Source organism: Halomonas sp. ABH4_019, assembly GCF_056159885.1.
In genome coordinates this window covers 683,561-709,172 of sequence record NZ_JBSWWC010000002.1, presented here as the reverse complement: position 1 = coordinate 709,172, position 25,612 = coordinate 683,561, and the positions used below count along the sequence as shown (strand labels likewise).

The window sequence follows — 25,612 nt, the reverse complement described above, 5'->3', positions numbered from 1 at the left end:
CTCTCCGATGTGCCGTCGTGGCGGGCTCAGCCGCCCAGGAAGCTCTTGGCGACTTCCGGGTCGGCCAGCAGGGCCGCGCCGGTGTCGGTGAAGCGGTTCTGGCCGGCGGCCAGCACGAAGCCCTTGTCGGCGATGGCCAGCGCCTGCTTGGCGTTCTGCTCGACCATCAGGATGCCGACGCCGGCGGCGTTGACCTCCTTCACCCGCTCGAAGATCTCGTTCATGTACAGCGGCGATAGCCCGGCGGTGGGTTCGTCGAGGAGCAGCACCTCGGGCTCGGCCATCAGCGCCCGGCCCATGGCGACCATCTGGCGCTGGCCGCCGGAGAGCTCGCCGGCGGGCTGGTGACGCTTGTCGTAGAGTGGCGGGAAGAACTCGTAGATCCGGCTCAGCATGCGCTTGACGTTGCCGGGCTTGAGGTAGGCGCCCATCTGCAGGTTTTCCTTCACCGTCAGGCTGGGGAAGACGTTGTATTCCTGGGGCACGAAGCCCATGCCCCGCTGGACGAGCCGGTTGGGCGGCAGGTTGTGGATAGGGTCGCCGCGCAGCAGGATCTCGCCCTGGCTGACATGGAGCAGGCCGAAGATGGCCTTGAGCATGGTCGACTTGCCGGCGCCGTTGGGGCCGACGATGACGCCGATCTCGTCGGCCTCGATGGCCATGTCCACCCCGTTGAGGATGTTCATGCCGCCGTAGCCGCCATGCACGTCGCGTGCGTCGAGTAGTGGCATAGAGGGTTCTCTGCGTTGTCGTTATCGGGCGGGATCCGGCCGCCCCGTCGTTGTTGTGGTGCCGCGGTGAGTCTCGGCCGCCGGAGAGCCCTAGGCCGCCGGCGAACCAAAGTAGGCCTCGATGACCTCGGGGTTGTTCTGGATCTCCTGGATGCTGCCCTCGACCATCACGCTGCCCTGGGCGAGCACGATCACCGGATCGCAGAGCCGCGCGATCATCTCCATGTCGTGCTCGATGACCAGGAAGGTGTAGCCCATCTCGCGGTTGAGGCGCTCGATGTTGCCGACCAGGTCGCCGAGCAGGGTGCGGTTGACCCCGGCGGCGATCTCGTCGAGCAGCACCACCTTGGCGTCGGTCATCATGGTGCGGCCCAGCTCGAGGAGCTTCTTCTGGCCGCCGGAGAGGTTACCGGCGAGCTCGTTGCGCACGTGGCGCAGGCCGACGAAGTCGATCACCTCCAGTGCCCGGCGCCGCACCTCGGCCTCCTCGCGGCGCACCTCGCCCGGCTTGAGCCAGGCGGCGAAGAGGTTCTCGCCGGCCTGCCCGGGCGGCACCATCATCAGGTTCTCCAGCGCCGTCAGGTTGGAGAACTCGTGGGCGATCTGGAAGGTGCGCAGCAGCCCCTGGTGAAACAGCTGGTCGGCCGGGCGGTTGGTGATGTCCTCGCCGTCGAAGCGAATCTCGCCGCTGTCCAGCGGCAGGGCCCCGGCGATGATGTTGAACAGCGTCGACTTGCCGGCGCCGTTGGGGCCGATCAGGCCGGTGATCGAGCCTTCCTCGACCTGGAGGGAGCAGTCGTTGATGACCTTGAGGCCGCCGAAGGCCTTGTTGACGTGTCGGACGTCGATGATGGCTGACATGTCACACCTGTGATGGGTTGTTCGTTGTTGTTGAGCGCCGTTGGCGCCTCGTCATCGTGGGCTGTGGCGGAGCGGCTCATGAGGCATGGCGCTCCGCCAGGAAGCTGCGGCCGGCGGCGAAGGCGCCGACGATCACCACGGCCCCGATGGTGGGGAGCCAGTAGCCCTGCACCTGGGGGATGGTGCGCAGGAACACGAAGGCCACGGCGGCCGGAGCCACGAAGCGCACCAGCAGGCGCCACACGCGGAACCAGGTCTCGCCGGTGCGCATCTCCTTGGTCACTTCGCCATGGGTCAGGGACCAGCCGGCGAACAGCGCGATCAGCAGCCCGCCCAGCGGCATGAGAATGTTGGTGAGCAGCTCGAGCAGGCCGAAGGGGCTGCGACCGACGAGATCATGGAAGGGCGAGCCCTGGGCCCAGTGATTGAAGCTGAACACCGTGAGCAGGCCCAGCGCCCAGCTGGCCACCACCATGGCGGAGACCGCCTGGGGGCGGCTGAGGTCGAAGCGCTCGACCAGGTAGGCGGCCACCGGCTCGATCAGCGAGATCGACGAGCTCAGCGCCGCGCCCAGCACCAGGATGAAGAAGACGGCGCCGAGCAGGGCGCCGCCGGGCATCTCGGCGAAGGCCAGCGGCAGGGTGACGAACATCAGCCCCGGGCCCTCGGCCGGGTCCAGCCCTGCCCCGAACACCAGCGCGAAGATCGCCAGGCCGGCGATCAGCGCCACCGCGGTGTCGACGATGGCGATGGTGAAGGCGGTGCGGGTCAGCGAGGCCTCGCCGGACATGTAGGCGCCGTAGGCCATGATGGCGCCCATGCCGAGGCTCAGGGTGAAGAACGACTGGCCCATGGCCGCCAGCCAGCCCTCGAGGCTCAGGTCGGCGATATTGAAGGTGAACAGGAAGTCCGCGGCGCCGCGAAGGTCGCCGATCGTCGCCGCATAGGCCAGCACCACCATCAGGATCGCGAACAGCGCCGGCATCAGGATGCGCAGGCCGTTCTCGATGCCGCGGTGGATGCCGAGCCCGACCACCAGCGCGGAGGCGCCGATGAACAGGCTGTGGTAGAGGGTCAGCAGCGCCGGCGAGGCCAGCAGGGCATCGAAGCCGGCGGCCACGGTGGTCGCGTCGGCGCCGGACAGCGAGCCGGTGAGCATGCGCCCGGTGTAGTGGATCGCCCAGCCGGCGATTACCGAGTAGAAGCTCAGGATGAGGAAGGCCGACACGGCGCCCAGCCAGCCGATCGACTCCCAGGCCCGCGAGGTCTGATGGGTGCGGGTCAGAAAGCGCATGCCCATGATCGGGCTGCGACGGCTGTTGCGGCCGAGCATGATCTCGGCGATCAGGATCGGGATGCCGACCGCGAAGATGGTCAGCGCATAGATCAGCAGGAAGGCGCCGCCGCCGTTCTCACCGGCCAGGTAGGGGAAGCGCCACAGGTTGCCGAGCCCCACCGCCGAGCCGACCGCGGCGAGCAGAAAGGTTCCCTTGTGCGTCCAGACGTTGTGCGTGCTCATCGGGTATCCGCATTGCGTGTCGGCCTCGCGCCATGACCTTGTGGGTCATTGAAGAGTGGGCCGCGATGTCCTGCGCTGGGATGTCCAGCTCTGTGGCCATCAACTCTGCGATAGACCCGGGGCCCTTGACTAGTCGACTTGCGTTTAGGGGGCGTTGGCCGCGCGGATGGCAATCCGCGCCCCGGCTCAGTCCTGTTCGTCCTCGTCATCCGCCTCCGCCTCGGGATGAGGCGGCTCCAGGGCACGCTGGGCATCGGGCAGTCGCACGGTATCGCCGATCGACAGCTCGCCGATGCTCTGTTCGCGGCGGCCGTTGTCGTCGGCGATCAGCGCGACGACCTCGCCGATGCTGGTGCCCTCGACATGGGCCTCCACCCGCACGCGTACGGTGAAGTGCTGGAAGTGCGCGCTGATGATGCTGCCCTCGTGGGGCTCCGGATAGTCCTGGGGATGGTCGGCGTAGTAGCGTTCCACGCTGGCGTTGCCGGGGTCGTCCCATTCGACGTGCTTGTGCATCGGACTCGCCTCCATGGAGAAAGATGGAGACTTCAGCATAGCCTCCGGCGGCGGGCGGAGGCCATCAACGCAGCGGGCCCCGGCGCCGACGCAAAGAGCCCGCCGGGCGGCGGGCTCTCTGTGTGTCATGGTCGCCGAGGCGACGGCGCTTACTTCTTCTTGGCGCGCTTGCGCTCGTTCTCGGTGAGCTGCTTCTTGCGCAGGCGGATGTGGTTGGGGGTGATCTCCACCAGCTCGTCGTCGTCGAGGAACTCGATGGCCTGCTCCAGGGTGAAGCGCACCGGCGGCGTGAGCACCAGATTCTCGTCGTTGCCGGAGGCGCGCATGTTGTCGAGCTTCTTGGCCTTGGTGGGATTGACCACCATGTCCTCGGCGCGGCTGTTGATGCCCACCAGCATGCCCTCGTAGACCTCGGTGCCGTGCTCGATGATCAGCTTGCCGCGGTCCTGCAGGGCGAACAGCGCATAGGCCAGGGCCTTGCCGGAGACCATGGAGACCAGCACGCCGTTGCGACGCTCCACCGAGGCGTCCGGCTTGAGCGGGCCATAGTGGTCGAAGCGGCTGGTCAGGATGCCGGTGCCGGAGGTCAGGGTCAGGAACTGGCCGCGGAAGCCGATCAGCCCGCGTGCCGGGATGATGAAGTCGAGGCGCACCCGGCCCTTGCCGTCGGGGTTCATGTTCTTGAGCTCGCCCTTGCGGTAGCCGAGCTCTTCCATGATGGCGCCCTGGTGCTGCTCCTCGCAGTCGATGATGACTTCTTCGTAGGGTTCCTGCTGCTCGCCGTCGATCTCGCGGATGATCACCTCGGGGCGGCCCACGGCCAGCTCGAAGCCTTCGCGGCGCATGCTCTCGATCAGCACCGAGAGGTGCAGCTCGCCGCGGCCGGAGACGATGAACTTCTCCGGGCTCTCGCCCTGTTCGACGCGCAGCGCCACGTTGTGGATCAGCTCCTGGTCGAGGCGATCCTTGATGTTGCGGCTGGTGACGAACTTGCCGTCCTTGCCGGCGAACGGCGAGTCGTTGACCTGGAAGGTCATGGACACGGTGGGCTCGTCGACGGTCAGCGCCGGCAGCGCCTCGACCGCGGCCGGGTCGCACAGCGTATCGGAGATCGCCAGGTCCTCGATGCCGGTGATGCAGATGATGTCGCCGGCGGTGGCCTCCTCGGTCTGCACGCGCTCCAGGCCGAGGTGGGTCATCACCTGGCCGATCTTGCCGCGGCGGGTGTTGCCTTCCTTGGAGACGACGCTGACCTGCTGGTTCGGCTTGACGTTGCCGCGGGTGATGCGGCCAAGGCCGATGACGCCGACGTAGCTGTTGTAGTCCAGCGCCGAGATCTGCATCTGGAAGGGCGCTTCCAGCTCGACCTTGGGCGGCTCGACGATGTCGACGATGGCCTCGAACATCGGCGACATGTCCTCGGCCAGCTGGTCCGGCTCCGGGCCGGCCACGCCGTTGAGCGCCGAGCAGTAGATGATTGGGAAGTCGAGCTGCTCGTCGCTGGCGCCGAGGTTGTCGAACAGGTCGAAGATCTGGTCGATGACCCAGTCCGGCCGCGCGCCCGGGCGATCGATCTTGTTGACCACCACGATCGGCTTCAGGCCCTGGTCGAAGGCCTTCTGGGTGACGAAGCGGGTCTGGGGCATCGGGCCGTCGACGGCGTCGACCATCAGCAGCACCGAGTCGACCATCGACATGACGCGCTCGACCTCGCCGCCGAAGTCGGCGTGTCCAGGGGTGTCGACGATGTTGATGTGGTAGTCGCGGTCGTCGGGGCCCTGCCAGCGGATCGCCGTGTTCTTGGCCAGGATGGTGATGCCGCGCTCCTTCTCCTGGTCGTTGGAGTCCATGATCCGTTCCTGGCCCTCGGCCTTGCGGTCCAGGGTGCCGGACTGCTGGAGGAGCTTGTCGACCAGGGTGGTCTTGCCGTGGTCGACGTGAGCGATGATGGCAATGTTGCGAAGATTCTCGATCACGACGGGATCCTGCTGGGAAAAGTGGGGCCGCATTATAGGGTCAGGACCCTGGCGCTACCAGCCTTGTCGGCGGGAATCCGCGGGTGAGCCGCGTCCGGCCCATGGATTCAAGGACCTGCGGCGTGTGGCGGGGCGGCGTCGGCGGGGCGATGCGTCGTGCACCTTTATGGTGCGACATGAGGGGCGTTGCGCCATTGTGGGGCGTTTTGGGGCGCCTCTCGGCGGGCCATGAGAGGGCATGGGGCGCGGTGCCGATCTTGCACTCTCTTGGCGCGATTTTTTTTCTCCTTGCTTGTCAGCTCATTATGCCGATGTCGGTGGTGGATGGCGCCATTTTGGCACGGCCTCTGCATAATTTGGGGCAGTGCCATGGTCGTGCATGGCGGCGTGGGCATCACGCCTGCGGCATGCTACAACGTCGACTGGACAGCATCGCGACCGGCGACAGAGACAAGCGGAATACCCGATAACCAGCCATTACCTGGAGGACCTCATGTCCGAGAAGACTCTCGCCCTGATCGAAGAACACGACGTGAAGTGGATCGACCTGCGCTTCACCGACACCAAAGGCAAGGAACAGCATGTCACCATTCCGGCCCGTGACGTCGACGAAGAGTTCTTCGAGAACGGTCAGATGTTCGACGGCTCCTCCATCTCCGGCTGGAAGGGCATCAACGAGTCCGACATGATTCTGCGCCCGGAGGATGGCACCGGCTTCCTCGACCCCTTCACCGAAGATGCCACCCTGATCCTGCGCTGCGACATCATCGAGCCGGCCACCATGCAGGGCTACGAGCGCGACCCGCGCTCCATCGCCAAGCGCGCCGAGGCCTACCTGCAGTCCACCGGCCTGGGCGACACCGCCTTCTTCGGCCCGGAGCCCGAGTTCTTCATCTTCGACGAGGTGCACTGGAAGGCCGACATCGAAGGCGCCATGTACAAGATCACCTCCGAGGAAGGCGCCTGGGCCACCGACCGTCAGGTCGAGGGCGGCAACCTGGCGCACCGTCCGCGGGTCAAGGGCGGCTACTTCCCGGTGCCCCCGGTGGACAGCTTCCACGACATCCGCGGCGCCATGTGCAACACCCTGGAGGCCATCGGCCAGTCCGTCGAGGTGCACCACCACGAGGTCGCCAACGCCGGCCAGAACGAGATCGGCGTCAAGTTCAACACCCTGGTGAAGAAGGCCGACGAGCTTCAGGAAATGAAGTACGTGGTGCACAACGTGGCCCACGCCTACGGCAAGACCGCCACCTTCATGCCCAAGCCGCTGGTCGGTGACAACGGCTCCGGCATGCACGTCCACCAGTCCTTCTGGAAGGACGGCCAGAACCAGTTCGCCGGCGACGAGTACGCGGGCCTCTCCGAGATGGCGCTGTACTATATCGGCGGCATCATCAAGCACGCCCGTGCCCTGAACGCCTTCACCAACGCTTCCACCAACTCCTACAAGCGTCTGGTGCCGGGCTTCGAGGCGCCGGTGATGCTGGCCTACAGCGCCCGCAACCGCTCCGCCTCCATCCGCATCCCCTACACCGCGAGCCCCAAGGGCAAGCGCGTCGAGGCCCGCTTCCCCGACCCGACCGCCAACCCCTACCTGTGCTTCGCGGCGATGCTGATGGCCGGCATCGACGGCATCAAGAACAAGATCCACCCCGGCGACGCCATGGACAAGAACCTCTATGACCTGCCGCCGGAAGAAGGCAAGTCCATCCCGACCGTGGCCGAGAGCCTGGACCAGGCCCTGGCGGCACTGGCCGAAGACCGCGCCTTCCTGACCGAGGGTGGCGTCTTCACCGACGAGATGATCGATGCCTACATCGAGCTCAAGGAAGAAGACGTGGAGCGCCTGCGCATGACCACGCACCCGGTCGAGTTCGACATGTACTACAGCTGCTGAGGCCGCGCGGCGCCTGGCGCCGCGCCCCGGCACATGGAAGCACGCCTGCGGGCGTGCTTTTTTTATGTAGGGGTAAGGGGTATGGGGTGAGGAGCGAGGAGGTAAAGGACGAGAGGTAAGGGGTGAGGAGAAAAGAGAGGGCAGATTGGTTCGTCGGGCGATGGGCCATTACCCTTCTACGCGTCGCCCGCCGCGCACCTCACGCCTTCCCCCTCACGCCTCTCACCTCACCCCTCGAGCACCATATGCCCGGCGATGCCCAGCGCGAAGCCCAGCACCGCGCCGAGCGGCGGCCCCCAATGACGTTCCAGCCGGGCCTGGGGCGCCAGGTCCTGGAACACCGAGTAGAGGATGCCGCCGGCGGCAAACAGCATGATGGCGCTCACCGCCGCGGGATAGGCGGCGAGCCACCACAGGCCGCCCAGGCCGGCCAGCGGGCCCAGCCAGGCCATGGCGAAGAACAGCGCCAGCAGGCGGCGGCTCGAGTAGTGGGTGCTCTCGCGCAGCTCGCGATAGGCGTTGAAGCCCTCCGGCAGGTTCTGCAGCGCCATCAGCAGGGCCAGCAGCATGCCGCTGGCGCCGCCGTAGGCGAAGGCCGCCCCCAGGGCGAGGGCCTCGGGGATGAAGTCCGACAACATGGCGGCGAGCTGGCTGGCGGAGGCGCCGCTGCGATTGAGGGCGATGTCGAGGCCCATGAAGGCCAGCCCGCCGGCCAGGAACCAGCCCACGGCCGGGCCTAGAGCCAGGGCATCGAAGCTGCGGGGGACCAGTACCAGGGCCACCGCCGAGAGCAGCGCGCCGCCGCCGAAGGCGATGATGCCGTGGCGCAGCTCGGTCTCGAGCCAGTTCGGGCCGATGCGCTCTTCCTGGGCGACCCAGCCGCCCAGCGGCATCGCCATGCCCGCCATCAGGGTCAGGATCACGACCTGTTGCCATGCGTCCATGCCGAATGTTCCTCGCCTCGGGGTGTCGGAGGTCTATCCTAGCGAGATTCGTCGCGGCCGCGAAGGCGGATTCCGTGACGCCGCTCGTCCGGGCTAGGCTGGACGCATGGCGAGGCCGCGTCGGCCAGCCGCGAACGGGTCTGGCCCTCGCTCGCCGAGCGGCCGAATCCCATGGGGAATGTGCGTCGATAACCGCCGGGAGAGAGCCATGAAGAAGGCACTGTTGATGTTGGCGCTGGGGCTCGTGGTCGGCCTGCCGGCCGCCGCCCAGACCATCTATCGCACCACCGATGCCCAGGGCAACGTGGTCTTCAGCGACGACCCGCAGCGCGGCGGCGAGGCGCTGGAGCTCGAGCCGGTCACCGTGGTGCCGTCGGGAGAGGTGCGCGCTCCCGGGCGACCCGCGGCGGTGCAAGGCGGGGCCGACGCGCCCCCCCAGCCCTTCATGCCCTACGATGCCTTCGCGATCGTCTCCCCCGAGCCGCAGGCGACCCTGCCGACCGGCGCCGCCGGCAATGTCCAGGTGCGGCTGACCATCCGCCCCGAACTGCGCGACGACCATCGGGTGCGCCTGCTGCTGGACGGCCGGCTCAGCCAGTCGGCCATGCATACCGATACCTTCCAGCTCTCCAACCTGAACCGCGGCGAGCACGTGGTGCAGGCCGAGCTGCTCGATGCCAGCGGCGCGGTGCGCCACCGCACCCCCGCGGTGACCCTCTACGTCCAGCGGGCCAGCATCAACCTGCCGCGCAACCCCAACAACCCGGCCGGTTAGCTGCCCCCTCGCCGGGCGCCTCGGCCGCTGTGCCCGGACGGCTCACCCAGGCCCTGCCATCCGCCGCCCGCGGGCGGCGAGCGCGGCTTCGACGCCTTCGACCATGCCGAGCGGGTCGGCGAGGGCCGGGCCTTCCGGCACGCCGAACGCCTGGGCGTCGACCGCCCTCGGGAGGACGTGCGCCCGAAGCGGGGAGACGACCCTCGGCACGGATTCCCGCGGGAGCATGGCAAGCTCCGCTCGCACCCTCGCGAAGCGCCGGCCGACGATTGAGCGCTGCCTGACAGTGCGTGCACCAGGGTGGTGCACTAAAGTGGTGCGTATCCCAAGCCTCGGACCGCCCTGGGGCGCCGTGAGGCGGCCTTCCCCAAAGTGGCGCGCTTATTGCACTGATCTTTGCACCGATCTCCGTGCAAGGGGCTCATCGCCAAGGTCCGGGGTGACCGTTCACTTCGTTGCCGGGAATGTACCCATGTATCAACGCCTCATGGAACACCTCACCACTGCCGTGCTGCTGCTGGACGGCCAGCTGCGGCTGCGCTGGATGAACCCGGCGGCGGAGGCGCTGCTGGCGCTGAGCCGGTCGCGGGTGACCGGCCTGGCGCTGCCGGGGCTGGTCGACGCCGAGCAGGACATCGGTGCGCTGCTGGCCAAGGCCCGCGACGAGTTCCATCCCTTCACCCAGCGCGAGGCACGGCTGACCCTGCCGACCGGCGAGGTCCAGACCGTGGACTACACCGTCACGCCGCTGTCGCCGGACGAGCTGCTGCTGGAGGTGGAGCCCCGCGACCGGCTGCTGCGCATCTCCCGGGAGGAGGCCCTGCAGACCCGCCAGGAGACCATCAAGGTGCTGGCCCGCGGGCTCGCCCATGAGGTCAAGAACCCGCTGGGCGGCATCCGCGGAGCCGCCCAGCTGCTGGAACGCGACCTGGAAGACCCCCAGCTCACCGAGTTCACCCGCATCATCGTCGAGGAGGTCGACCGGCTGCGCGACCTGGTGGACTCCATGCTCGGCCCCAACCGGGTCAACCACCACGAGCCGCTGAACATCCACAAGGTGCTGGAGCGGGTGCGCGCCCTGGTGTCGGTGGAACACCCCGAGGTGACGATCACCCGGGACTACGACCCCAGCCTGCCCGACCTGACCGGCGATGAATCCCAGATGATCCAGGCCATCCTCAACGTGGCGCGCAATGCCGTGGAGGCGATGACCGAGGCCGGCATCGAGGGCCCCACCCTGGTGCTGCGCACCCGGGCGCGTCGCCAGTTCACCCTGGGCGCCGAGCGCCATCGCCTGGTCTGCGAGGTGAGCGTCCTCGACAACGGCCCCGGCATTCCCGAGGGGCTCAAGGAGACGCTGTTCTACCCCATGGTGTCCGGCCGCGCCGAGGGCAGCGGCCTGGGGCTGTCCATCGCCCAGTCGATCCTCCACCAACACCAGGGGCTGATCGAGTGCGATTCCCGACCGGGCCACACCGAATTCCGACTGCTGATACCGCTGGAGACCTCCCATGACTGAAGCCGCACGCGTCATGGTCGTCGATGACGATCGTGCCATTCGCTGGGTGCTGGAGCGCGCCCTGGCACAGCCCGATCTGGCGGTCGAGTGCGTCGACCGGGCCGACCGGGTGCTGGAGCGGCTGCTCGCGAATCCGCCCGACGTGCTGGTCACCGACATCCGCATGCCCGGCCTCGACGGCCTGGACCTGATGGCCCGGGTCCGCGAGGCGCACCCGGAGCTGCCGGTGATCGTGATGACCGCCCACTCCGACCTGGACAGCGCGGTGGCCTCCTACCAGGGCGGCGCCTTCGAATACCTGCCCAAGCCGTTCGATGTCGACGAGGCCCTGGCGCTGGTGCGCCGCGCGGTGGCCCATGCCCGGGAGCGCCGGCGCCCGGTGCACGCCCCGGAGGGCCTGGACGCCGAGATCATCGGCGAGGCGCCGGCCATGCAGGAGGTGTTTCGCGCCATCGGTCGACTGTCGCAGTCGCACATCACGGTGCTGATCAACGGCGAGTCCGGCACCGGCAAGGAGCGGGTCGCCCAGGCTCTGCACCAGCACAGCCCGCGGGCCGGCAAGCCGTTCATCGCCCTGAACATGGCGGCGATCCCCCGCGACCTGATCGAGTCCGAGCTGTTCGGCCACGAGAAGGGCGCCTTCACCGGCGCCACCGCCCAGCGTCAGGGGCGCTTCGAGCAGGCCGACGGCGGCACCCTGTTCCTCGACGAGATCGGCGACATGCCCGCCGAGACCCAGACCCGACTGCTGCGGGTGCTGGCCGACGGCGAGTTCTACCGGGTCGGCGGCCATACCTCGGTGAAGGTGGACGTGCGAATCATCGCCGCCACCCACCAGAACCTGGAGGGTCTGGTCGACGAGGGACGCTTCCGCGAGGATCTGTTCCATCGCCTCAACGTCATCCGTATCCACCTGCCGAAGCTCGCCGACCGGCGCGAGGACATTCCCCGCCTGGCGCGGCATTTCCTGGCCGAGGCCGCCAAGGAGCTCGCCACCGACGTCAAGGTGCTGACCCAGGAGGCCGAGGCGCACCTGACGCGGCTGGCCTGGCCGGGCAACGTCCGCCAGCTGGAGAACACCTGCCGCTGGCTGACCGTGATGGCCTCCGGCCGCGAGGTGCTGGTCGAGGACCTGCCACCTGAGCTGCGCGAGGGCGGCGAGGGCGCCGCTGGCGGCGACTGGCGTCTGGCCTTCCGCGACTGGGCCGACCGGGCGCTCGCCGCGGGCCATACCCACCTGCTGGAAGAGGCCGTGCCGGACTTCGAGAAGATCCTCATCGAGACCGCGCTCAAGCACACCGGCGGACGCAAGGGCGAGGCCGCCGAGCTCTTGGGTTGGGGGCGCAATACGCTGACCCGCAAGCTCAAGACGCTGCTGCCGGAGATGGCGGAGGACTGAACCTGCTGGGCTGGGGGCGCAATACGCGCTCTCTCAAGGGCCGGCAGGCTCAAGACGCTGCTGCCGGAGATGGCGGAGGACTAAGTTTCGAGCTGCTGGGCCGAGGGCGCAATACGCGCTCTCTCAAGGGCCGGCAAGCTCAAGACGCTGCTGCCGGAGATGGCGGAGGATTAGCGGAAAGGTGTGAGGAGCGAGGCGTAGGGGGCGGCGGTCTCTGAGTCAAGCAAGAGGGGCGCTGGTTATGCCGGCGCCCCTCGTTATTTCGGGTGTGGCTCAATGGTAGAGCAGAACCCGCTCAGCCGCGCTCTAGCGGCTGGGTGCGTTTCTCGAGCCAGGCCAGGGCGTCGCCCTCGAGCCTGGGTGCGAGGCGGCTGCGTACCTCGGCGTGGTAGGCGTCGAGCCAGTCCGCCTCGGCGGGGTCGAGCAGAGCGACGTCGATGAGGCGAGCGTCGATGGGGCACAGGGTCAGCGTCTCGAAGCGCAGGAAGTCGCCGAACTCGCTGGCCTCGGCGGGGCGGTTGGCGGCCAGGTTCTCGATGCGGATGCCCCACTGGCCCGGGCGATACACGCCGGGCTCGATGGAGGTGATCATCCCCGGCTGCATGGCGGTGTGCGGCGCCGCCGGCGCGTACCAGGCGATCACCTGGGGGCCCTCGTGGACGTTGAGGAAGTAGCCCACGCCGTGGCCGGTGCCGTGGCCGTAGTCGCGGCCGCTGGCCCACAGCGGGGCGCGGGCGATGGCGTCCAGGTGCGGCGAGGGGATGCCCCGCGGGAACTGGGCCCGGGACAGGGCGATGGTGCCCTTGAGCACCCGGGTGTAGTCCTCGCGGTGGGCGTCGGTGATCTCGCCTACCGGCACCACCCGGGTGATGTCGGTGGTGCCGCCGTGGTACTGGCCGCCGGAATCGATCAGCAGCAGGCCGTCGCCTGCGATGGTGGCGTGGGCCTCCGGGGTGGCGTGGTAGTGGGGCAGGGCGCCGTTGGCGTTGTAGGCGGCGATGGTGCCGAAGCTGCGGCTGACGAAGCCGGGGCGCCGGGCGCGGGCGGCGGTGAGCTCCTCGTCCACGGTCAGCTCGGTGACGGTTTCGCCGCGTTCGAGCGCCGCCTCCAGCCAGGCGAAGAACTCGCACAGGGCGGCGCCGTCCTCCTCCATGGCCACGCGGATGTGTGCCAGGTCGGCGTCGCTCTTGCAGCCCTTGGCCAGGGTGCTGGGCTGGTAGGCCTCGGCCAGCGCCACGCCCTCGGGCAGCGCCTGGCGGGTGCCCAGGGTCAGCTTGGCCGGGTCGAGCAGCACGCGGGCCTCGCCCGGAAGCGCATTGAGGCGGCGATGCCAGTCGGCGTAGTCGGCCACCGCGATGCCGTCGTCGGCCAGCGCCGACGTCAGGGCGTCATCGAGCTTGCCCGGGGCGACGAACAGCGTGGCGGCGTCGCGGCCCACCAGCAGGTGGGCGAGGAACACCGGGTTGAACTCGACGTCGGCACCGCGCAGCTGGGTCAGCCAGGCGATGTCGTCGAGGGTCGAGATCGGGTGCCAGTCGGCGCCGTGCTCGGCCATCGCCGCGCGCACCCGGGCCAGGCGCTGGCCGCGGGTCTCGTCGAGGTAGGCCGCCGGGTGGGCGTAGAGCGGCGCCTCGGGCAGCGCCGGGCGATCGGGCCAGATGGCGTCGAGCAGGTCCAGGTCGCCGCGCAGGCGGATGCCCGCCGGGGTCAGCAGTTCCTCGAGGCGGCGCGCATGGGCCAGCGATACCACGTCGGCGTCGAAGCCGAGGGTGGCGCCCTCATCGAGTCGTTCGGCCAGCCAGCGCATCGGCGCATCGGCCTGGCCGGGTTGCAGCTTCATCAACTCGATGCCGCTGCCGGCCAGCTGTTCCTCGGCCTGGACCCAGTAGCGGCTGTCGACCCACACGCCCGCGGCGTCCCGGGTCACCACCAGGGTGCCCACCGAGCCGTCGAAGCCCGACAGCCAGGCCCGGCCGGCCCAGTGCTCCGGCAGGTATTCGGAGTTGTGCGGGTCCGAGGACGGCAGCCACCAGGCGTCGATGGCGTGTTCGCGCATGGCCTCACGCAGGGCTTGGAGGCGTTGGCGTGCGGTGTCGGCGCTGGATGAGGACATGCTCAGGCTCCTGTCTGGTAGGTGGCATCGGCGCTCGCGCGATGGGCGGCCGACGGGTCGATGAGGCGATGGTGTCCGAGCATGCGCTTGAACACCGGCACGAGCAACAGCAGCACGGCGGCGAAGATCACCAGGGCGATGGCCGAGCGGCCGAACAGCTCCGGCAGCTGCTGGACCTCCTCGGGATTGACGTGGCCGCCGATCAGCCCGGCGACCAGGTTGCCCAGCGCCGAGCCGGTGAACCACAGGCCCATCAACTGGCCCTGGGTGCGCCGCGGCGAGAGCCCGGACATGGTGGACAGCCCCACCGGGCTCAGGCACAGCTCGCCCAGCGTCAGCAGCAGCATGCTGGCGATGATCCACAGCGGCGAGACCAGGCCGGGGCCGTCGAGCACGCGCTGGGCGGCCAGCACCATCAGGCCGAAGCCACAGGCGGCCAGCAGCAGGCCGAGCACGAACTTCATCGGGCTGCCGGGTTCCAGGCGGCGGCGCCCCAGGGCCGGCCACAGCCAGCCGAACAGCGGGCCGAGCAGCACGATGAAGATGGGGTTCAGGGACTGGAACCAGACGGTGGGGATCTCCCAGCCGAACAGGCCGCGGTCGGTGTAGTTCGCCGCGAACAGGTTGTAGGAGGTGGGCTGCTGCTCGAAGGCCGCCCAGAAGAAGGCCGCGGCCACGATCAGCACGAAGCACACCGTGACCCGGGCGCGCTCGTCGCCGTTCAGGCCGCTGAACAGCATCAGGTAGGCGTAGAAGCCCAGCGCTACCACGATCAGCACCGTGGTCATGGTGCCGGCCAGGGCGCGGGCGTCGATATGGACGACGCCGGTGGCGGCCAGCGCCACCAGGCCGGCGAGCAGCGCCAGGAAACCGCTCACCCAAGCGCCGACGTGGCGCCGGCGCTGGGCCGGGGCGTCCCAGCTGGCGTCCCGGCCGCGCTCGCGGTCGGCGCGCCGCATGGCCGGTATCGCCCACAGGCGGAAGATCAGCAGCGCGGCCAGCATGCCCAGTCCGCCGATGCCGAAGCCCCAGTGCCAGCCCCCGGTTTCCAGCAGCAGGCCGCTGAGCAGCGGCGCCAGCAGGGCGCCGATGTTGATGCCCATGTAGAAGATGGCGAAGCCGCCGTCGCGGCGCACGTCGCCGTCGTCATAGAGGCCGCCCACCATCACCGAGATGCAGGTCTTGAACAGCCCCGAGCCGAGCACGATCAGGATCAGGCCGACGAAGAAGGCCGGCGCCCCGAACAGCGCCGACAGCGCGATCGCCAGGTGGCCCAGGGCGATCAGTACCGAGCCGTACCACACCGCGCGGCGCTGGCCGAGCCAGTTGTCGGCCAGCCAGCCGCCGGGCAGGGCGGCGAGATAGATGGCGCCGGCGTAGAGGCCGACGATGGCCGAGGCGGTCTTCTCGTCGAAGCCCAGGCCGCCGTCGAGGAGGCTGGCGGCCATGAACAGCACCAGCAGCGGGCGGATGCCGTAGTAGGAGAAGCGCTCCCACATCTCGGTGAAGAACAGCGGCCCCAGGGGGCGCGGATGGCCGAAGAAGCCGCGGTCCCGTCGGGAGCCGGTGGCGTCGGGGGTGGAAGTCATGAAGCGTCTGCCTTGTCGCTTGCTTGTGGCGTTGTTGGCCGCGCCGGGCGAGATGGTTCGGTGCCATCATGCAGATGACGGTGCTGCCTTGATCGTCTTCTGATGGCCTTTTTGCTGCCAGGCGCGAATATCGCGGACGATTCTATGGATTTTTGTTAGTCGGCGAAACGCCTGGGCGCCGTCGGCTCAAGACGATGGCGCGATCCTGTAAGCCCGGGGTCGAGCGTGCGTGCGGCCCGCTCATCAACAAAAGGCTAATGTGAGCCGTGCGGGCCACTGCCTATAGTGAGTCGACGCCCTGTCGACGAGCCGCATTCCGGAAAGGAGTCCGTTGCCATGCCCGCCCCCGATGGTTTCGCGCGTCAGCCGCGCCGGGTCAGCGTGACCGAGGTGGGCCCCCGCGATGGCCTGCAGAACGAGCCGGTGGTGCTGCCCACCGCCGAGAAACTCGCGCTGGTCCACGCCCTGGTGGCGGCGGGCGTCAGCGCCTTCGAGATCACGTCGTTCGTCAGCCCCCGGGCCGTGCCGGCGCTGGCCGATGCCGGCGAACTGGTGGCCGAGCTGCGCGGCCTCGACGGCGTTCATCTGTCGGCGCTGGTGCCCAACCCGCGCGGCGCCGAGCGGGCGCTGGAGGCCGGGGTCGATGCCGTGGTGATGTTCGTCTCGGCCTCCGAGAGCCACAACGCCAAGAACGTGAATCGCACCGTGGAGGCATCGCTGGCCGGGTTCGAGGAGGTGGCGAGGGCACTGCGGGGCAGCGGCATCGAGCTGCGCGGGGCGATCGCCACCAGCTTCGGCTGCCCCTTCGAGGGCGACGTCGAGGTGGCGGCGGTGGGGCGAATCGCCCGGCACCTCGCCAGGCTGGGCGTCCGCCATGTGTCGCTCGGCGATACCACCGGCATGGCCACGCCGCCGCTGGTCGCCGAGCGCATCCGCCATCTGCGCGAGGTCACCCCCGAGATCGTGCCCACGCTGCATTTCCACAACACCCGCGGCATCGGCCTGGCCAACGTCATGCAGGGGCTCGCCCTCGGCGTGGACCGCTACGAGAGCTCCATCGGCGGGCTCGGCGGCTGCCCCTTCGCGCCCGGCGCCTCGGGCAACATCGCCAGCGAGGACCTGGTCTACCTGCTCGACGAGATGGGCATCGCGACCGGAATCGACCTCGACGGCATGGTCGAGGCCGCCCGCCTCGCCACTCGACTGATGGGCCGCGACCTGCCGGGCCAGGTGTCCAAGGCCGGCCCCCGCCTGGCGCTCGGCGACTGCGCCGCCGTACCCACCGCAAGAGGATGAGCATGCCGGATACCGCGTCCCCCGCCACGGGCTCCCTGCAGGGCATCCGGGTCATCGACCTGACCCGGGTGATCTCGGGGCCCTTCTGTACCCAGATGCTCGGCGACCACGGCGCCGAGGTGATCAAGGTCGAGCCGCCCGGGCGCGGCGACATCGTGCGCTCCCAGGGCAACATGGTGAACGGCTTCAGCTGGTATTTCGCCCAGTTCAATCGCAACAAGCGCTCCCTGACCCTGGACCTGCGCCGGGAGGAGGGCAAGGCGATCCTCAATCGGCTGCTGGAGGATGCCGACGTGCTGGTGGAGAACTTCCGCCCCGGCGTCATGGGCAAGATGGGGCTCGACGATGCCACCCTGCGCGAGCGCTTCCCGCACCTGGTGGTGGGGCGCATCAACGGCTTCGGCTCCACCGGCCCCTACCGCGACCGTCCGGCCTACGACTTCATCGCCCAGGCGATGAGCGGCTTCATGGGCGTCAACGGCCGCGAGGGCGGCGAGCCGATGCGCGCCGCGCCGCCGATCAGCGACATGGTGGCCAGCCAGAACCTGGCCTTCGGCATCAGCGCGGCGCTGGTGCGACGCGAGCGCACCGGCCAGGGCGACATCGTCGAGACGGCGCTGACCAACGGCCTGATCGGCATGATGGGCTACCTGGCGGCGGAATACTTCGCCACCGGCGAGGTGCCCAAGCGCACCGGCAACGACCATCCCATGCTCTACCCCTACGGCCTGTTCCAGGCCCGCGACGGCGAGGTGGCCATCGCGCCGAGCAACGACGTCATGGTCGAGCGCTTCCTCGGCGCCCTGGACATGCTGGCGCTGCTGGACGACGAGCGCTTCGCCGACAACCGGCGGCGCATGGCCAACCGCGAGGCGCTGCGCGAGATCCTGAACCGGGCGATCGAGACCCGCGGCGTGGAGGAGTGGATCGCGCACTTCAATGCCGCCGGCGTGCCCTGCGGTCGCGTGCACGACCTGCGCGAGACCTTCGAGGACCCCCAGGTGGTGGCCCAGCAGATGACGCTGCAGCTCGACCAGGGCGAGCATGGCCGCGTGCCGACCACCGGCTTCCCGGTGAAGATGCAGGAGGCCCCCGCGGCGATCCACCACCCGGTCCCCCGACTGGGCGAGCACACCGAGGACATCCTCGGCGAGCTGGGCCTGGCCGATGCCGAACGCGAGACGCTGCGGGAGCAAGGCATCATCTGAGCCCCTCCGGGGGACGCGAGCGACAACAACAAGGAGCGACGCTATGCCGATCAACGCCACCAAGATCCTCCCGCGCCTGGGCGCCTCCGCCCTGCTGGGCGTGGGCCTGGCGGTCAGCCTGCCCAGTCAGGCGCTGGCCATCGACGAATGCATCGCCCCCGCCGACCCCGGCGGCGGCTGGGACTTCACCTGCCGCTCGGTGGGCAAGCTGCTGCGCGAGCTGGAACTGGTCGACGGCAGCGTCCAGGTGACCAACATGCCCGGCGGCGTCGGGGCCGTGGCGTTCTCCAACGTCGCCGGCAAGCGGGCCGACGACAGCGACCTGATGGTGGCCACCAGCACCGTGGGCATGACCCAGATCGCCCAGGGACGGTACCCGGGCGGCGCCGACACCATGCGCTGGCTGGCCATGCTGGGCACCGACGTGGGCGTCATCCTGGTCGATGACGACAGCCCCTACGAGTCCCTCGACCAGCTGCTCGAGGCCATCGTCGAGGATCCGACCTCGGTGGTCATGGCCGGCTCCAGCGGTGCCGGCGGCTGGGACCATATCCGCGCGCTGCGCCTCGCCAAGGCGGCGGGCCTGCCGGGCGATCGCATCGCCGCCCTGCGCTGGGTGCAGTTCGACGGCGGCGGCCCCGCCGTGACCCAGATGATGGGCGGCCACGTGGACGCGGTGTCCACCGATCTCGGCGAGATCGCCGGGTTCATCGAGTCCGGCGATGTCCGGGCCCTGGCGGTGCTGGCCGAGGAGCCCCTGCCCGAGCCCTTCGCAGCGCTGCCCACCGCGGTGTCCCAGGGCTATGACGTGACCGGCTACAACTGGCGCGGCTTCTACACCGGCGGCGAGGTGTCGGACGACGACTATGCCGCCATGGTCGATACCCTCGAGACCCTCTACGAGAGCGACGAGTGGAAGGAGGTGGCGGCGCAGAACGGCCTGGTACCGCTGTGGCGGGGCGGCGAGGCGTTCAACGACTTCGTGCGCGACTCGATCGATGACGTCGAGGCCATCTCCCGGGAGATCGGGGTCATCCAGTGAGCGAGGCCCCGTCGCTCGACCGGGCCGCCCTCGGTGATCGGATCGCCGGGGCGGTGCTGGCGTTGCTGGCGCTCGGCGCCTGGTGGCACTCCCATACCTTCGTCACCGGCTTCATGCAGCCGGTGGGGCCGGGGGTCTTCCCCCGGCTGGTCAGCGTGCCGCTGGGGCTGCTGGCGCTCTACCTGGTCGCCCGTCCCGGCCTCAACCAGCGCTGGCCGGCGCGGGCGGCGCAGTATCGCCAGCTCGGCCTGCTGCTGTTGCTGGGCGGTTATGCCGCCGCGCTCGAGCCCTGGGGCTTCGTGCCCTCGACCCTGGTGGCGACCGTCGTGTTGATGCGGCTGTTCGGCGCGCGCTGGCGCCAGGCGCTGCCCTATGGCGTGCTGCTGGGGCTGTCGCTCTACGCGCTGTTCGAGTTCGCCCTGGGCATCCCCCTGCCCGACATGCCCGGACTGAATGTGTAGCCCTTCACTATGGACATTCTCGACTTTCTCGCCCACGGCTTCGCGGTGGCGCTCGAGCCCGAACACCTGCTGCTGGCGTTGATCGGCTGCACCATCGGCACCCTGATCGGGGCCCTGCCGGGGCTCGGGCCGGTCAACGGCGTGGCGCTGCTGATTCCGCTGGCCTTCAATTTCGGCCTGGCCCCCACCGCGGCGCTGATCCTGCTGGTCAGCGTCTACTACGGCTGCATGTACGGCGGGCGGATCAGCTCCATCGTGCTCAATATTCCCGGCGACGAGCCGGCGATGATGACCACGCTCGACGGCTATCCGATGGCCCGCGCCGGCCGCGGCGGGGAGGCCCTGGGGCTGTCCGCGGTGGCGTCCTTCGCCGGCGCGACCCTGGCCACCATCGGCCTGACGCTGTTCGCGCCCCTGCTGGTCAAGGTGGCAATCCGCTTCGGCCCCGCCGAGTACTTCGCCCTGTTCGTGCTGGCCTTCGCCACCATCGGCGGGGTGACCAGCGGCAGCTTCACCAAGAGCTTCATCGCCGCCTGCCTGGGGCTGCTGCTGGGCACCGTGGGTATCGACCCGGTGTCCAGCGTGGCCCGCTATACCTTCGGCTGGTACGAGCTGTACGACGGCATCGATTACATCGTCGCCCTGGTGGGGCTGTTCGCGGTCTCCGAGTGCCTGCTGTTCCTCGAGCGGGACAGGCACCAGGCGACCGCCTCGCTGCGCCTCGGCTCGGCCCTCCCCGGCATGCGGCGTTCGCTCGACTGCGCCTCGACCATCGGCCGGGGCTCGGTGATCGGCTTCGTCTCCGGCGTGCTGCCCGGGGCCGGGGCCTCGCTCGGCAGTTTCCTGTCCTATGTGCTGGAGAAGCGCTGGTGGGGCGACCGGGGCGGCTTCGGCGAGGGCAATCCCCGCGGGGTGGCGGCGCCGGAGGCGGGCAACAACGCCGCCGCCGGCGGCGCGCTGATCCCCATGCTCTCGCTGGGCATCCCCGGCAGCGGTACCACCGCGATCCTGCTGGCGCTGCTGCTGTCGATGAACATCACCCCGGGGCCGCTGCTGTTCGAGCAGCAGCCGGACATGGTCTGGGGGCTGGTGGCGGCGCTGTTCATCGGCAACGTCATGCTGCTGGCCCTGAACATTCCCCTGGTGGGGCTGTTCGCCAAGGTACTGCAGGCGCCGTCCTGGTTCCTGATGCCGATGGTGACGCTGGTGGCGTTCGTGGGGATCTATTCGCTCAACAACAGCCCCTTCGATCTCTACATGATGCTGGCCTTCGGGGTGCTCGGCTACGTGCTGCGCAAGCTCGAGATTCCCACGGTGCCGGTGGTGCTCGGCCTGCTGCTGGGCGGCCAGATGGAGTTCAACCTGCGACGCGCCATGGCCATCACCGGCGGGGACTGGAGCATCCTGTGGAGCAGCGGCATCTCCATCGGCATCTACCTGTTCGCCCTGGCCCTGCTGCTCGCCGGCCTGGGCTATGCGCTGCTGGTCAAGCGGCGCCTGGAGTGACGCAAAGCGCCCGGCCGCTTGGGCGAGGCGCCGCCCGGTGCCAGAATGGGAGCCTCAAGGAGGAACGCCCATGACGCAGATGACCTGGGAGCGGCTGCTCGATCCGGCCCGACTCCACGACCGCCGCGGGGTGGCCCGAGACGAGGTCGGCCGCAGCCCCTTCCACAAGGATCACGACCGCATCGTCTTCGCCGGCTCCTTCCGTCGCCTGGGGCGCAAGACCCAGGTACACCCGCTCACCGACAACGATCATATCCACACCCGGTTGACCCACTCGCTGGAAGTGGGCTGCGTGGGCCGCTCGCTGGGGATGAGTGTCGGCGAGGAGCTGCGCCATCGGCTGCCGGACTGGATCACGCCGGCCGACCTGGGGGTGATCGTCCAGGCCGCCTGCCTGGGCCACGACATCGGCAACCCGCCCTTCGGCCATGCCGGCGAGTACGCCATCCGCGACTGGTTCAGCCGCGCCGAGGTCGACGGCAGCGGCCTGCTCGAGGAGCTCTCCGATGCCGAGCGCGCGGACCTGCTGACCTACGAGGGCAACGCTCAGGGCTTTCGCATCGTCACCCAGATCGAATACAACCAGTTTCGCGGCGGCATGCGGCTGACCGCGGCGACGCTGGGGACCCTGCTCAAGTATCCCTGGACCGTCGAGCACGGCGGGGCGGCCGGCAAGTTCGGCTGCTACCAGAGCGAGGCCCACCTGCTGGAGGAGGTGGCCGGGCGGCTGGGGCTGCTGCCCCAGGGCGAGAACCGCTGGTGCCGGCATCCGCTGGCCTGGCTGGTCGAGGCCGCCGACGACATCTGCTACGCGCTGCTCGACCTGGAGGATGGCCTGGAGATGGGCATCCTCGGCTTCGGCGAGGTGGCCGAGGTGCTGACCCAGATCGCCGGCGGCGAGCCGGGGGACTTCCCGGCCATGCAGCGCCAGGGGGTCTCCCAGCGCCGTCGTATCGCCGCGCTGCGCGGTGCGGCCATGGAGCGGGCGGTGACCGAGGTGGCTTCGGTGTTCGTCCAGCACGAGGGCGAGCTGCTCGGCGGCCGGCTGCGCGACGACCTGCTCGAGCTCTGTCATCCGGACCTGGGCTGGGGGGTGAAGGCGGCCAAGCAGCTGGCCCGGGAGCGTATCTTCCGCAACGAGCGCAAGGCCAAGCTGGAGATCGGCGCGCACACGACGCTGGGGATCCTGCTGGAGGCCTTCATCGGCGCCGCCCACGAGCTGCACCACACCGGGCGTTCGACCTTCAAGCACCAGCGGGTGCTGGCGCTGATCGGCGAGAACACCCCGCTGCCCTCCTGGTCGCTGTACGACAGCTACCGGCGCATGCTCGACTTCATCGGCGGCATGACCGACCACTACGCCGTGGACCTGGCCCAGGAGATGGGCGGCCGCCTCAGGGGCGACTGAGCGGCCTGTGCTCCTGCGCCCGAGGGTCAGGCCGTCAGGCGCAGCGGCGGCTCGCCGTCGGGGTCGCGATCGTCGTCGCCCAGGCCCAGCACGCGCTGGATGGCGGCGCCGATGCGCTGGCTGCTGTCGGCGATGCCCTGGTTGCCGAACAGCCGGTTGAACTCGAACACATAGGGGTGGCCGTCGACCATGGCAATATCGAAGCCGGCATGGTCGATGCCGAGCTCGCGGGCCAGGCGGCGGGCCAGGGCGAGCGCGGCCTCGGGAATGGCCGCATGGTCGATGCGCCCGCCCTGGCTGACGTTGGCGCGGTAGCCGTCCAGCGGCGTGACCCGCCAGTAGGCGGTGAGCACCTCGCCGCCGACCACTACGATGCGCAGGTCGCGGTCGACGGGCAGCCGCGCCTGGGCGTAGAGCACCGGCTCCTCGGCGACGTGATCGAGCAGCGCCTGGCGCGACTCGATCAGGCGCACTCCCTCGCCCATGGCGCTCTTGATGCGCTTGGCGATGAAGGGGTAGCCGAAGCGGGCCTCGACGTCGTCCAGCGCGGCGGCGGAGGCGCCGCGGATCTCGGTGGGCGGCACGTGCTCCGGGCACAGCGCCAGGAAGGCGCGGGTCTGCTGGACCTTGTCGTGGCCCAGGTGATAGCTGGAAAGGCTCGGGAAGATCCGCGCGCCGAGGCCGTAGACCAGGGCGTTGACCTGCCAGTATTCGGGGAACAGCAGCCAGTCCGCCTGGCGGATCTCCTCCAGGTGGTCGTACATGCGCTCCGGCTTGATATAGCGGACCCCGGGGATGCCCAGGGTGCGAAAAACGTCGAACGTGATGAGTTTCATGGTGATGACTAGGACATCTCCTTCGAAGGCGAGGGATTATTATCCGCCGGCGCTGGCCTGGCAAGCCCTTTTGCGCGGTGCGGCGACGCTCCTGCTGGGGCTGTCGCTGGCCCTGGTGGCCGCCGCCGCCCGGGCCGAGGCCCCGGCGGTGGCCGGCGTCGAGCGCTACACCCTGGCGCTGACCTGGCATCCCGGCTTCTGCGCGAGTCGCTCGCGACCGCCCCGGGAGTGCCGCGAGCCTCGGCTGCGACGCGGGACGAACGAGCGCTTCGTGCTGCACGGGCTCTGGGCCGCGCTGCCGGACGACTTTCGGGCGCGCGGGGTAACGCGCCGGGAATGGCGGCGCGAGGGCTGCTTCCTGGAGACGCCGCGCCCGGACGGCGGCTTCTGCCGGGCCCATGCGCCGCTGGCGCTGCCCGATGCCCTGGCCAGTCGGCTGGACCGCGCCATGCCGGGGCGGGCGAGCTGCCTGGATCGCTACCAGTTCGCCAAGCACGCGGCCTGCCTGACGCTGCCCGCCGAGGCGCTGTTCGCCACCTCGCTCGAGCTGCTCGAGGCGGTCAACGCCAGCGCCTTCGGCGACTTCGTGGCCCTGCATCGCGGCGGCGAGGTGGGGCGCAACGCCCTGATCGGGGCCTTCGAGGCGGCCTTCGGCGAGGGCACCGGGCGGTCGCTGCGGCTGGTGTGTCGCGGGCGCGGCAATCGCCTGCTGACCGAGGTGCGCATCGGCATCGATGCCGCCGCCCTCGAGCGCTTTCCGGCCGCCGATAGCCTGGTGCGCCTCGAACGGGGCCGTTGCGCGACTCGGGTGAGAATCGCGGATTTCGAGTGACAGGCGGCGGTCGGCACCGGGCTAGATACTGCGGGTCGATGGGCCGGCGATCACCGCGGGACTCGACGATGCGGGTCGGTGGGTCGACGATCAACGAGGGGCGCGGCGATGCGGGGCGGTGAGCCGGCGATCATCGCGGGGCGTGGCGATGCGGGTCGGTGGGTCGACGATCACCGCGGGGCGCGGCGATGAATGGCGGCGATCACCGCGTCGTGGGTGGCGTCGTCGAGGGCGGCCAGGCGCAGCTCGGGCAGCCGGTCGGCCAGGGCGTCGCCGCTGACCACCAGCAGGTCGTCGGCGGCCTCGGCGTCCTCGATGCGCCAGCCCGGCAGGGCCAGCACGCCCTGCACCGGCACCGAGCGGCCCAGTTCCTTCTCCAGCCACACGGTCAGCCAGCGCACCGCGCGTCGGGTGTCGCGCAGCGGGCGGCGTTCGAACCAGCCGGGGAAACGCAGCCGCTCGCGTTCCACGGTGACCCTGTTGTTCTCCTCGCCGGAGGGGCGCACCGCCGGGCTGCGCGCCCAGGTCTCGATGACGAAGACGCCATGGGGCGTGACGGCCACGTGGTCGAGGGTGTCGGCGGCGCCGGGCACGTCGTGGAAGACGAAGTAGGGATGCGACTCGGGGCGGATCAGCCGCTCGAGCTCCTGGCCGACCGCCAGCTCGCAGGCCAGCCCCAGCTTGAGCCGGCGGATGCGCTGGAAGTCGCGGATCAGCCGGAAGCAGAACACCAGCACCAGCAGCGTGGACAGGGCCCCGTAGAGGCTCCATTCCAGCCAGTTCTGCTCGTCGGCGAACAGCATCCGGCCCATGCCGTAGACCAGCGGCACCATGATCACGATGGGCCCCAGGGCGCCGTTGAGGAACAGGCTGGCGAAGGCGCGGTCCAGGCGGTCGCGCAGCGACTGCCCGGGCTCGCGCAGCGGGTGGGCGTCGAAGGGCGAGCTGACGCGGGCGTCGTGAAGGTTGCGCAGGCCCACCACGATCACCGCGGTGGCCGCCAGGGGCAGCAGGAAGAAGAGGGGAAGCAGGTATTCCAACCAGGCCATCGGGAGTCCTTGCCCGTGGGAGACCCTGCCCATTCTAGACAACCTTGTGCGCTCGGGGCCATGCTCGGTTGGTTCTAGGTTCTAGGTTCTAGGTTCTAGGTTCTAGGTTCTAGGTTCTAGGTTCTAGTTTCG

General features: G+C 69.4%; 21 protein-coding genes. 11 read left to right on the top strand and 10 right to left on the bottom strand.

Features of this window, described 5'->3' with window-relative positions:
* Positions 1-26: 26 nt before the first annotated feature.
* The 5 genes from ACXAFN_RS10475 to typA form a co-directional block, all read right to left on the bottom strand.
* Positions 27-731 (bottom strand): ABC transporter ATP-binding protein, encoded by a 705-nt coding sequence (locus ACXAFN_RS10475; protein ID WP_474988499.1) that lies wholly within the window; start codon positions 729-731, stop codon positions 27-29.
* A 90-nt stretch (positions 732-821) separates the two neighbouring features.
* Entirely contained in the window at positions 822-1,592 is a 771-nt protein-coding gene (locus ACXAFN_RS10470) for an ABC transporter ATP-binding protein (protein ID WP_474988498.1), read from the bottom strand.
* A gap of 76 nt (positions 1,593-1,668) precedes the next feature.
* Positions 1,669-3,111 carry a sodium-dependent transporter gene (locus ACXAFN_RS10465; RefSeq protein WP_474988496.1) on the bottom strand — a complete coding sequence of 481 codons (1,443 nt, stop codon included), beginning with the start codon at positions 3,109-3,111 and terminating at the stop codon, positions 1,669-1,671.
* Positions 3,112-3,297: 186 nt separating this feature from the next.
* Positions 3,298-3,627, bottom strand: a complete 330-nt coding sequence (locus tag ACXAFN_RS10460) for a hypothetical protein (RefSeq protein WP_474988494.1) — start codon at positions 3,625-3,627, stop codon at positions 3,298-3,300.
* A 149-nt stretch (positions 3,628-3,776) separates the two neighbouring features.
* Positions 3,777-5,603 (bottom strand): translational GTPase TypA, encoded by a 1,827-nt coding sequence (gene typA, locus ACXAFN_RS10455; protein ID WP_474988493.1) that lies wholly within the window; start codon positions 5,601-5,603, stop codon positions 3,777-3,779.
* 493 nt (positions 5,604-6,096) lie between these two features.
* Between typA and glnA the strand changes: the two genes are divergently transcribed.
* The gene (gene glnA, locus ACXAFN_RS10450; RefSeq protein ID WP_474988492.1) at positions 6,097-7,503 is read left to right on the top strand and encodes a glutamate--ammonia ligase; all 1,407 of its coding nucleotides are present in this window, start codon (positions 6,097-6,099) and stop codon (positions 7,501-7,503) included.
* Positions 7,504-7,730: 227 nt separating this feature from the next.
* Here the strand turns inward: glnA and ACXAFN_RS10445 are convergent, their stop codons facing one another.
* Positions 7,731-8,447, bottom strand: coding sequence for a ZIP family metal transporter (locus tag ACXAFN_RS10445; protein ID WP_474988490.1), 717 nt, complete (start codon positions 8,445-8,447; stop codon positions 7,731-7,733).
* A gap of 208 nt (positions 8,448-8,655) precedes the next feature.
* Between ACXAFN_RS10445 and ACXAFN_RS10440 the strand changes: the two genes are divergently transcribed.
* From ACXAFN_RS10440 to ntrC, 3 genes are all read left to right on the top strand, one after another.
* On the top strand, positions 8,656-9,222 hold the full coding sequence (locus tag ACXAFN_RS10440; protein WP_474988488.1) for a DUF4124 domain-containing protein: 567 nt from the start codon (positions 8,656-8,658) through the stop codon (positions 9,220-9,222).
* Positions 9,223-9,694: 472 nt separating this feature from the next.
* Positions 9,695-10,741, top strand: coding sequence for a nitrogen regulation protein NR(II) (gene glnL, locus ACXAFN_RS10435; RefSeq protein WP_474988487.1), 1,047 nt, complete (start codon positions 9,695-9,697; stop codon positions 10,739-10,741).
* Entirely contained in the window at positions 10,734-12,140 is a 1,407-nt protein-coding gene (gene ntrC / locus ACXAFN_RS10430) for a nitrogen regulation protein NR(I) (protein WP_474988485.1), read from the top strand. The genes glnL and ntrC overlap by 8 nt, the downstream gene beginning before the upstream one ends.
* Before the next feature lie 295 nt (positions 12,141-12,435).
* Here the strand turns inward: ntrC and ACXAFN_RS10425 are convergent, their stop codons facing one another.
* Together ACXAFN_RS10425 and ACXAFN_RS10420 are read right to left on the bottom strand one after the other, a co-directional pair.
* Complete coding sequence (locus tag ACXAFN_RS10425; protein ID WP_474988483.1) at positions 12,436-14,253, bottom strand: aminopeptidase P family protein; 1,818 nt, start codon at positions 14,251-14,253, stop codon at positions 12,436-12,438.
* Between the two features lie 2 nt (positions 14,254-14,255).
* Positions 14,256-15,842, bottom strand: coding sequence for a peptide MFS transporter (locus ACXAFN_RS10420; protein WP_474988481.1), 1,587 nt, complete (start codon positions 15,840-15,842; stop codon positions 14,256-14,258).
* Positions 15,843-16,178: 336 nt separating this feature from the next.
* Between ACXAFN_RS10420 and ACXAFN_RS10415 the strand changes: the two genes are divergently transcribed.
* From ACXAFN_RS10415 to ACXAFN_RS10390, 6 genes are all read left to right on the top strand, one after another.
* Positions 16,179-17,138, top strand: coding sequence for a hydroxymethylglutaryl-CoA lyase (locus ACXAFN_RS10415; RefSeq protein ID WP_474988480.1), 960 nt, complete (start codon positions 16,179-16,181; stop codon positions 17,136-17,138).
* A gap of 2 nt (positions 17,139-17,140) precedes the next feature.
* A complete protein-coding gene (locus tag ACXAFN_RS10410) occupies positions 17,141-18,346 on the top strand; it encodes a CaiB/BaiF CoA transferase family protein (RefSeq protein ID WP_474988478.1) in 1,206 nt (401 codons plus the stop codon).
* Positions 18,347-18,389: 43 nt separating this feature from the next.
* Positions 18,390-19,388, top strand: a complete 999-nt coding sequence (locus tag ACXAFN_RS10405; protein ID WP_474988476.1) for a Bug family tripartite tricarboxylate transporter substrate binding protein — start codon at positions 18,390-18,392, stop codon at positions 19,386-19,388.
* Positions 19,385-19,849, top strand: coding sequence for a tripartite tricarboxylate transporter TctB family protein (locus ACXAFN_RS10400; protein WP_474988474.1), 465 nt, complete (start codon positions 19,385-19,387; stop codon positions 19,847-19,849). The genes ACXAFN_RS10405 and ACXAFN_RS10400 overlap by 4 nt, the downstream gene beginning before the upstream one ends.
* Before the next feature lie 9 nt (positions 19,850-19,858).
* Positions 19,859-21,355, top strand: coding sequence for a tripartite tricarboxylate transporter permease (locus ACXAFN_RS10395; protein WP_474988473.1), 1,497 nt, complete (start codon positions 19,859-19,861; stop codon positions 21,353-21,355).
* A 70-nt stretch (positions 21,356-21,425) separates the two neighbouring features.
* Complete coding sequence (locus ACXAFN_RS10390) at positions 21,426-22,763, top strand: deoxyguanosinetriphosphate triphosphohydrolase (RefSeq protein WP_474988471.1); 1,338 nt, start codon at positions 21,426-21,428, stop codon at positions 22,761-22,763.
* Between the two features lie 26 nt (positions 22,764-22,789).
* Here the strand turns inward: ACXAFN_RS10390 and ACXAFN_RS10385 are convergent, their stop codons facing one another.
* Positions 22,790-23,599 carry an ATP-grasp domain-containing protein gene (locus ACXAFN_RS10385; protein ID WP_474988470.1) on the bottom strand — a complete coding sequence of 270 codons (810 nt, stop codon included), beginning with the start codon at positions 23,597-23,599 and terminating at the stop codon, positions 22,790-22,792.
* Positions 23,600-23,603: 4 nt separating this feature from the next.
* On the opposite strand from ACXAFN_RS10385, the gene ACXAFN_RS10380 reads away from it, so the two are divergent.
* Complete coding sequence (locus tag ACXAFN_RS10380; RefSeq protein WP_474988468.1) at positions 23,604-24,431, top strand: T2 family ribonuclease; 828 nt, start codon at positions 23,604-23,606, stop codon at positions 24,429-24,431.
* Between the two features lie 170 nt (positions 24,432-24,601).
* Here ACXAFN_RS10380 and ACXAFN_RS10375 read toward each other — a convergent pair whose 3' ends face one another.
* Positions 24,602-25,480, bottom strand: coding sequence for a nuclease-related domain-containing protein (locus ACXAFN_RS10375; RefSeq protein WP_474988466.1), 879 nt, complete (start codon positions 25,478-25,480; stop codon positions 24,602-24,604).
* Between the last annotated feature and the right edge of the window lie 132 nt (positions 25,481-25,612).